The sequence below is a fragment of the Acerihabitans sp. genome (genome assembly GCF_036398755.1).
GTDB lineage: Bacteria > Pseudomonadota > Gammaproteobacteria > Enterobacterales > Enterobacteriaceae > Acerihabitans.
The window spans coordinates 1-7,558 of record NZ_DASWOM010000009.1; the positions used below are offsets into that span (position 1 = coordinate 1).

General features: G+C 54.5%; 7 protein-coding genes and 1 pseudogene. All 8 read right to left on the reverse strand.

Features of this window, described 5'->3' with window-relative positions; translation table 11 throughout:
- The coding region (locus VGC33_RS01385) for an AEC family transporter (protein WP_331118260.1) at positions 1-207 on the reverse strand (207 nt) is incomplete at its 3' end.
- A 146-nt stretch (positions 208-353) separates the two neighbouring features.
- Positions 354-1,415, reverse strand: coding sequence for an ABC transporter ATP-binding protein (locus VGC33_RS01390; protein ID WP_331118262.1), 1,062 nt, complete (start codon positions 1,413-1,415; stop codon positions 354-356).
- Between the two features lie 6 nt (positions 1,416-1,421).
- On the reverse strand, positions 1,422-2,612 hold the full coding sequence (locus VGC33_RS01395; protein WP_331118264.1) for an ADP-ribosylglycohydrolase family protein: 1,191 nt from the start codon (positions 2,610-2,612) through the stop codon (positions 1,422-1,424).
- Positions 2,602-4,029: an extracellular solute-binding protein gene (locus VGC33_RS01400; protein ID WP_331118266.1), complete on the reverse strand. Its 1,428-nt coding sequence runs from the start codon at positions 4,027-4,029 to the stop codon at positions 2,602-2,604. Before VGC33_RS01400 ends, VGC33_RS01395 begins: the two co-directional genes overlap by 11 nt.
- Positions 4,030-4,062: 33 nt before the next feature.
- Complete coding sequence (locus VGC33_RS01405) at positions 4,063-4,959, reverse strand: carbohydrate ABC transporter permease (protein WP_331118268.1); 897 nt, start codon at positions 4,957-4,959, stop codon at positions 4,063-4,065.
- 6 nt (positions 4,960-4,965) lie between these two features.
- Entirely contained in the window at positions 4,966-5,628 is a 663-nt protein-coding gene (locus tag VGC33_RS01410) for an ABC transporter permease subunit (RefSeq protein ID WP_331118270.1), read from the reverse strand.
- A gap of 303 nt (positions 5,629-5,931) precedes the next feature.
- Complete coding sequence (locus VGC33_RS01415) at positions 5,932-6,978, reverse strand: LacI family DNA-binding transcriptional regulator (RefSeq protein ID WP_331118272.1); 1,047 nt, start codon at positions 6,976-6,978, stop codon at positions 5,932-5,934.
- A 439-nt stretch (positions 6,979-7,417) separates the two neighbouring features.
- Positions 7,418-7,558 (reverse strand): annotated as a pseudogene (locus VGC33_RS01420) (phosphatase PAP2 family protein); the annotation flags it as partial.

Sequence of the window (7,558 nt, forward strand, 5' to 3'; positions counted from 1 at the left end):
GGCGGGGCTTTGGTAAAATTTACTCATCACTTTGAACAGCATGCAGGGCAGGGCAACGGTAAAACAAAACCGGTTGAGCCCCTCGTTGACCGACTCGGGCCAGCCGGCAAAGCGCCCAAGACAAAACCCCGTGGCGATGAGCAAAAAAAGCGGCGCCGAAAGTATAACCTGGTGCGATAGCTGAGCCAGGAAGCTAACCGTTTCCATCCCTACACCTGCCTGCGTAAACGTTATTCTTATGTTTATCCCGTGGTTGCAGTATATGGGATTCGCAGCCCGCCGTCAGATATCATTGGGTTCCGCATTGGCGCTAACGCCCCGCGGATAGCCGTCTGCGCGGGGCGTCTGGGGTTTTACATGCCCGCCATCGCGATTCTGGTTTTGTCCTGACTATCAAAAAGCAGGACCTTATCAAGGTCAACGCTCAGTTTGATCTCGTCGCCCGTTGAAACCGGGTGTTCGCTATTGGCGATGACATACAAATTGACATCGCCGGCTTGAACGCTGACTTCCTGATTATCTCCTGTCGGTTCCACCAGCGTTACGGTGGCCGCAATACCCTGGTCGCCGATCATGATATGCTGGGGTCTGATGCCGTAGACGATCTCCCTGCCATTGGGCAGGGCAAATGGCAAGGGCAGCGCCGGGCCGTTATCGGGTATGGCGACATTGCCCTGCACCCTGGCGGTCACCAGGTTTATCTCGGGAGAGCCGATAAAGCTGGCGACGAAAACGCTATTCGGATGGTTATAAAGTTCGAGAGGGGTGCCCACTTGCTCAATTCTTCCCTCGTTCAGCACCACTATTTTATCCGCCAGGGTCATGGCTTCTATTTGGTCATGGGTGACATAGACCGTCGTTTTCCCTAAGCGTTTATGCAGTTTCTTGATTTCGCTACGCATCTTAACGCGCAGTTTGGCATCCAGATTGGACAAGGGTTCGTCGAATAAAAATGCCCGCGGATCGCGGACTATGGCTCTGCCCATCGCTACTCGCTGGCGCTGGCCGCCGGACAGTTCCCGGGGGAAGCGGCCAAGCAGATTTTCCAGCCCCAGGATCGAAGCGGCGTGCTGCACGCGCTGGCGTATTTCCGCTTTTGGCGTCTTGGCCAGCTTCAGCGCAAAGCTCATATTTTCCGCCACTTTCATATGGGGGTAGAGCGCATACGACTGAAACACCATGGCGATATTGCGCTCTTTGGCGGGCATATCATTGACCACCTTGCCGCCGATCCTGATTTCACCCGCGGAAATATCTTCCAGCCCGGCAATCATCTGCAGCAGCGTTGATTTACCGCAGCCGGAGGGGCCGACCAGAACCACAAACTCGCCGTTGTTCATGTCCAGCGAGATATCTTTAAGAATGGAGATCGCGCCATAGCGCTTATCAACATGACGTAATTCGATTTCAGACATCATCCGTCACCTTATCGCTGCGGGGATAACAAGGGCATCGCGCGCGCTGTTTTTCGCCTTATCGGCGGCGCGATCCGCTTGCTGGATGGTTAGCACGGTTTCGCTGAAGGCATCAGCGCAGGCGAATAGCTCCAGCCTGTTAGGGCCCTCGATCTGTTGCATTGCCGCGGCATCAATGATGCTCTCGCCGTGCAACGCACCGAGGATGGCGCCGGCCATGACGCCGATGGAATCCGTATCGCGCCCCGAGTTGATTCCGTCATGAATGGTTTTATAAAAATCGCCCTCATTAATAACCGCAAAGCCCAGCGCCAGCGGTAACTCCTCAATGGAATTAAGGCGCGACGGCCGATAGGCATCGGTCGCCCCCCCCGGCTGGCGGGTGGAATGAAAAACGTTATCTCCCATGGGCGAGTATTTTTGGATGATACGGTGGAAAGTATCGACTTGGGTCTGGTAATCCGCCTGTTTAAGCGTCTGCGCCGCGTCCACGATGTCATAGATGGCGTTGCGGGTGCCGTCTTTGGCCACTGAAAGGGCGGTTTTCACCACGGCATCGATGGTCGCGCCGGGAATAAACGCGGCGGCTATGGCGGCGGAAAGAACGCCCGCGGCCTCCAGACCAAAACTCTGTTGATGGCCCGAAGCAAACGCGATGGCTTCATCATAGGCACGCACCGGGTCGCAGGCATTCACCACGCCTACCGGGGCGATATACATGGCGGCGCCGCAATTCACCATATTGCCAATACCCCCTTCGCGCGGGTCGCAGCCAGCCAGCTGGTGGCGCTGGAAAATCCATTTTTCCGGATAAAACAATCTTTCTATCAGCATCCCTTCCCGCTGTAGTTCGGCTAACCAGCGCGGCGTCTGGGCGATTTCGCGCACCATTCCCGTCGCCATGTCCCAGGCATCGATATGCCGTTTGACATCGTTATAGACAGACATAAGGCAAAGCGTCATATGGGTGTCGTCGGTGACGATACCGTTGCCGCGCACGCGACCCAGACGGACGGTTTCACTCTCCGATATCCGGTGCCACTGAGTATTGAGCGACGTAACCCGGCCGTAACGCTGGCGGATTTGCGCGGCGGAAAGTTTCTCTATGGGCGCGCCGATGGCATCCCCGTAAGCGATCCCAAACAGGACGGCGCGGATGCGCCCTTTAAGGGATGACATAGCCGTTTCATTTTGCATCTAAAACACTCCTTGCATAGGTCGTCATTTGTTCGCCGCCGGCGGATTTCCATTCGGCAACATATTGATCCCATTGATCCATTTTTGCGCTGCCCAAAATGAACCGGTAAATCCAGGCCCGATACACATTTTCCGCGGAATCATTGGCCTCGGCATAGTCGGTCGGCCAGACGAAGGTGTCATCCAGCGTGGTGTTGACCGTGAGGGATTGGAGGAATTGTTGTTTGATATTGACGGAGAGCTGGGCGGGGGGCTGCCAGTTGGCCGCGCTGATAAAACGGCAGTACCAGGTACCCATTTTTTCAGTGGGCTTAAGGGTATCTCCATCCTTGGTATATTGTTCGCCGGCGAAACCCAACTGCTCGATTTGCTGTCCTTCCGGGCTGGCGACAAAATCGAGAAATTTAACCACTTCAGCTTTATGCTGCGAGGTGGTTGCGATGGCGAACCCCCGCGATTCTTTTGCGACGTCGAGAGCGGCCAAGCCTTGGCCCGCTGGGCCTTTTGGCGGCGCCAGCAGGATTAGCGACGGGTTTGCGCCGGGGGCGGCCTGGCGCATTTTGCCGTCATAGACCACGGCGTTTTCCGCCGAATTCGCAAAGATGATCCCTGCCTGGCCGGAATAAAATTTGTCTTCCTTCACATTCCATTTGGTGGTGATGTATTCAGGGTCCAACAGGCCTTTGGCGCGCAATGAAGCATAAAAAGCGATTTTGTTTTTCTCCTGATTGGAAATGCGAGAATTGATCCACTGGCCGTTATCCTGCTTTATCCAGGTTTTGCTGATGCCGAATGCCTGATTGAAAATGGCATCAAGGTCGTCGGTGTTATCCGCCATCGTGATGGCGAACGTATCCGCTTTGCCATTGCCATCCAGGTCGCCGGTCTTGATGGCCTGGAACAGCGCGACATAATCGTCAACGGTTTTAGGCGCCGCCAGGCCGGTCTTGGCCAGCCAGTCTTGACGGATTACGGGTTGCGCCACCCGCGGCGGGAAGATGTACAACAGGTAGGGGTAGTTTTTCAGCCGCGCGACGTTATGCGGGTAAAGCGCGTTTTTCAAATAGGTGGTTTGCGGCAGCCATTTATTCCAGTCTTCCAGAATGCCTTGCTCCGCCATTTTCTGATCGCCTTTTTGGAAGTAGATCAAATCCGGGATATTGCCAGCCAACAGCATGGCGCTCAGCTTGTCGGAATATCCCGCGGAGGGGAGATCGACGATCTGAATATGCAGGTCCGTTCCTTTGGCTTTCATGGCGGCTTCATAGTTTTTAAGCAGCCGGACATCGTCGGGATTGGTGCTGAGCAAATCCTTTGACACGACGCGAATCGTCACCGGATCGGCCCATGCCGGCAGCGTCATGCCTGCGAACAGCGCTAGGGCCGCCATGATGGTTAACACTTTTTTTGCTGACATTTTTTTCTCCTCAAGCACGCTTTTGGACGATCTTCAGCCCTTCAGTGCGCCGCTCATCGCACCCTTGGTGAAGAATTTCAGAATTAGCGGATACACTGCCAAAATCGGCACAATCGTTAACAAAATCATGCCCGCGCTCAGGGCGCGGATATTTATTTGACCGGCGCCGGTGTAATTGGCGGAATTACCGAGCCCCACCATGGCGATCTTGTCGCCTTCAACGACGAACTGGCGCAATACCACTTGCAGCGGCCATTTTGACTGGTCATTTAAATAAATCATCGCGCGGAAGAATTCATTCCAGTGAAAAACGAAATAGAATAGGGTGATGGTCGCCAGCGCGGGTCTTGCCAGCGGTAGCGCGATGTACCAAAAGATTTGAAAAGCATTGGCGCCGTCGAGCTCGGATGCCGCGACCAGTTCCTTCGGTATTTCTTCAAAAAAGCGCACCAGAATAATCAAATACCAGGCGTTGACGGCTTTAAACAGAATGACCGACCAGTAACTGTCGAGCAGTCCAAGCCGTTTGTTGAGGAAATAGTCGGGAATGATGCCCGGATCGAACACGATAGTGATCAGCACCATGACAAAAATGATGCGCCGCCCCGGTAATTTGGGCCGCGATAGCGTCCAGGCCATTAGCGCGGTGAAAATGACCCCGAGAAAGGTGCTGGACAGCGTAATGAAGATGGAATTAAGCACGCCGCGCTGTACGGCGGGGTTGCCGAGTAATAACTTCCACACCTCCAGGGAGAAGCCTTGCGGCAGCAGGGTGAGGCCATTCATGCCCGCCACTTTGGCCGGATCGGAAAGCGAGAGAGCCAACAAGTTCAGCAGGGGCTGGATGGTTAATACCACCAGAAACAGCAAGCTCGAAATAATAATGGCGTTTTGCGTACGCTCAAGCGGCGATCTGCGGATATTTTGCATGGACATTTACCATACCCCCTTGCCGGTCAGCCGTTTGGAAAGCAGATGCGCGCTGACAATCATCAGCATGCCGAGTATGGCTTTGAACAGCCCCGCGGCCGTGGCCAGCGAATATTCCCCGGTCTGCAGTCCGATGCGATAGACATACGTGTCGACAATATCGATTTTGTTGCGCACCGCGTCATTGATGAAATTGATCGCCTGATCGAGACCGGTATTGAGGAACAGGCCCGCGTTAAGGATAAATAGCGTGGCGATGGTGGGGATAATGCCGGGCAGGGTGACATATAAGATTTTCTGAAAACGTCCCGCACCGTCAATTTCAGCGGCCTGATAAAGTTCCTGATCGATGGCGATGATGGCGGCGAGATAAAGCAGGCTGTCCCAGCCGGCCGAACGCCAGATCTCCGAGAATACCAGCACCCAGCGAATCGCCCCCTGGTCCGTCATAAAAGAGACCGGTTGCAGACCAAAGATACCCAGCACATCATTAACTGCGCCATTGCTGGGGGACAGCACCGCAATGAAAATACCGGCGATAACCACCCATGAGAGGAAATGGGGCAAGTAAATGGCGGACTGGATAAATTTGCGTAATTTGCCGCCGCGAACTTCATTGAGCAATAACGCCACAACAATCGGCACCGGAAAGACGAAAAGGATTTTCATCGCCGAAATGATCACCGTATTAACCAATACTTGCCAAAAAATAGGCGAGGAAAACAACGTCTCAAAGTGTTTAAACCCGACCCAAACATTGGGAGGAATAATACGCAATTGTTGGAAGGATATTTTGGCCTCCCATACGGGCACATAATGAAAAATAAAAAAGAACATCAAACCGGGCGTTAGCATCACATAATATGGCCACCATTCACGAAAACTTTTTAGCCATTTACGCCGTGTCGTGGGTACGTTCCCACGCTTAATGGAATTATCAGATATCATCATCTCCTCGCTTGCACTCATACGCTATCTCCCAGCCGCTGCGCCGATAGGTGCCGGTACCGACAAATCGCAAACGGAATCCCGCTTTATGAGTCGGCATGGCATATAGATCCGGCCTTTGGGACGGCCGGCTATTTCTTCAAGCAGGCATTCGACGGCGTTTTCGCCGATTTGCCGTCCCGGTTTTTCGATAGTCGTCAATCCCGGCCAGGAGAATTCGCCGGCGGGAATGCCATCAAATCCAAGGATCGATATATCTTGCGGACAACGCAGACCCGCTTCGCGTACGGCGATCATCGCGCCGAGCGCCATCAGATCGTTGGCGGCAAATACCGCCATAGGGGTTTTTCCCCTGCGCTCCAGCAACCGGCTCATAGCCAGTTTGCCCCCAGTTACCGTGTATTCCGCATCTTCCATTTGCAGCGCCGCCGGGTCGATATCGCGTTCAACGCAATGATCGTGCACCGTTTGCAGAAAGCGGGCGCGAGCCAGGCGCGCCCTTGGACCGAGGATTAAGGCGGGGGTTGGATGTCCGTTGGCCGCTAATAAATCCATGCCCAGGCGCACCGCCTGGGCAATGTCAGATCCGACGCTTGACGAATCGGGAAACCGTTCCGAGCTGGAACCGATAAACACAAAGGGTAAGCCGAAGCGTCCGAGATCGTCGAAATTGTCGGCTACAGGATTGATAATCGCGCCATCGACCCGAGCCTGGCGTATCGCCCGCAGGTGCATGGATTCTTTGCCGGCATCCCAGTCCGATGAGAATACGAGCAATGACATATCCTCCCGCGCGGCGCGGTCCTGCGCTCCGCGGGCGACTTGCGCCCAGAACGGATTGGTGATATCAGGAATAACCATGCCCAGCAAGCCGCTGCGCCCTGAACGCATGCCTACCGCCAGATGATTGCGTTCATAACCCGCATCGCTGGCTACGCGTAATACCCGCTCGCTTGCCGCTTCGGAAACATTCGATGCTCCGGCCAATACGCGGGCCACCGTGCTTTTGGAAACTCCGGCACGTTTCGCCACGTCCACTATGGTCACCCGCCGTTGGGGAGCTTTTTTCATCAATTGTCCTCGTGTTCATAATCAGTTAGACGGATATTAAAATTATGTTGTGGGAACGTTGTCAGTATATTTCGATGATTGCAAGAGGAGGGTGCGCCAAATATGATCAAGAGGCAGTGTGATATATCAGCATTGTGATAGACATCAAAAATTTTACGCTGGCGTTAAGCGTATAACCGGGTTGCCGCGGTAGGGCCCAAAAGTTCCGGCCCGATCGTTTTCAGCGTCCGCGTTTTGGCATATCATCCCTGTTTCCCCACGCCGAAGCCGTGCTGCACGGCCTTGCCAGCCAGATATGCCGCATAGACAAATATTATATTTCCCGGCAGGAGGCGGGCTGCGATTAGCCGGCAAATAGAGGGGATAGCGCTTGCGCGCATGGGTAATGTCGGGCCGGCAGGCCGCACCGTGCGCGGTAGCGGCGCTGCCGGCAAATAGGCTACTGCGCCGAGTTCAATGCGCGGATTTCCGCCTTGGCTTTGGCTAATTGCTGGATAAAGGCGTCGTTGGTATGCAGGGTGGCAACCACGGCGCTGGCGACCACCCGCGCCGCATCCACGTCGCTTTGCCAATGATAACC

Excerpts from the sequence above, each read along its gene's own strand:
- VGC33_RS01415 (WP_331118272.1), bottom strand. The coding sequence starts at position 6,978 with ATGAAAAAAGCTCCCCAACGGCGGGTGACCATAGTGGACGTGGCGAAA.
- VGC33_RS01405 (WP_331118268.1), bottom strand. The coding sequence starts at position 4,959 with ATGCAAAATATCCGCAGATCGCCGCTTGAGCGTACGCAAAACGCCATT.
- VGC33_RS01390 (WP_331118262.1), bottom strand. The coding sequence starts at position 1,415 with ATGTCTGAAATCGAATTACGTCATGTTGATAAGCGCTATGGCGCGATC.
- VGC33_RS01410 (WP_331118270.1), bottom strand. The coding sequence starts at position 5,628 with ATGAAAATCCTTTTCGTCTTTCCGGTGCCGATTGTTGTGGCGTTATTG.
- VGC33_RS01395 (WP_331118264.1), bottom strand. The coding sequence starts at position 2,612 with ATGCAAAATGAAACGGCTATGTCATCCCTTAAAGGGCGCATCCGCGCC.
- VGC33_RS01400 (WP_331118266.1), bottom strand. The coding sequence starts at position 4,029 with ATGTCAGCAAAAAAAGTGTTAACCATCATGGCGGCCCTAGCGCTGTTC.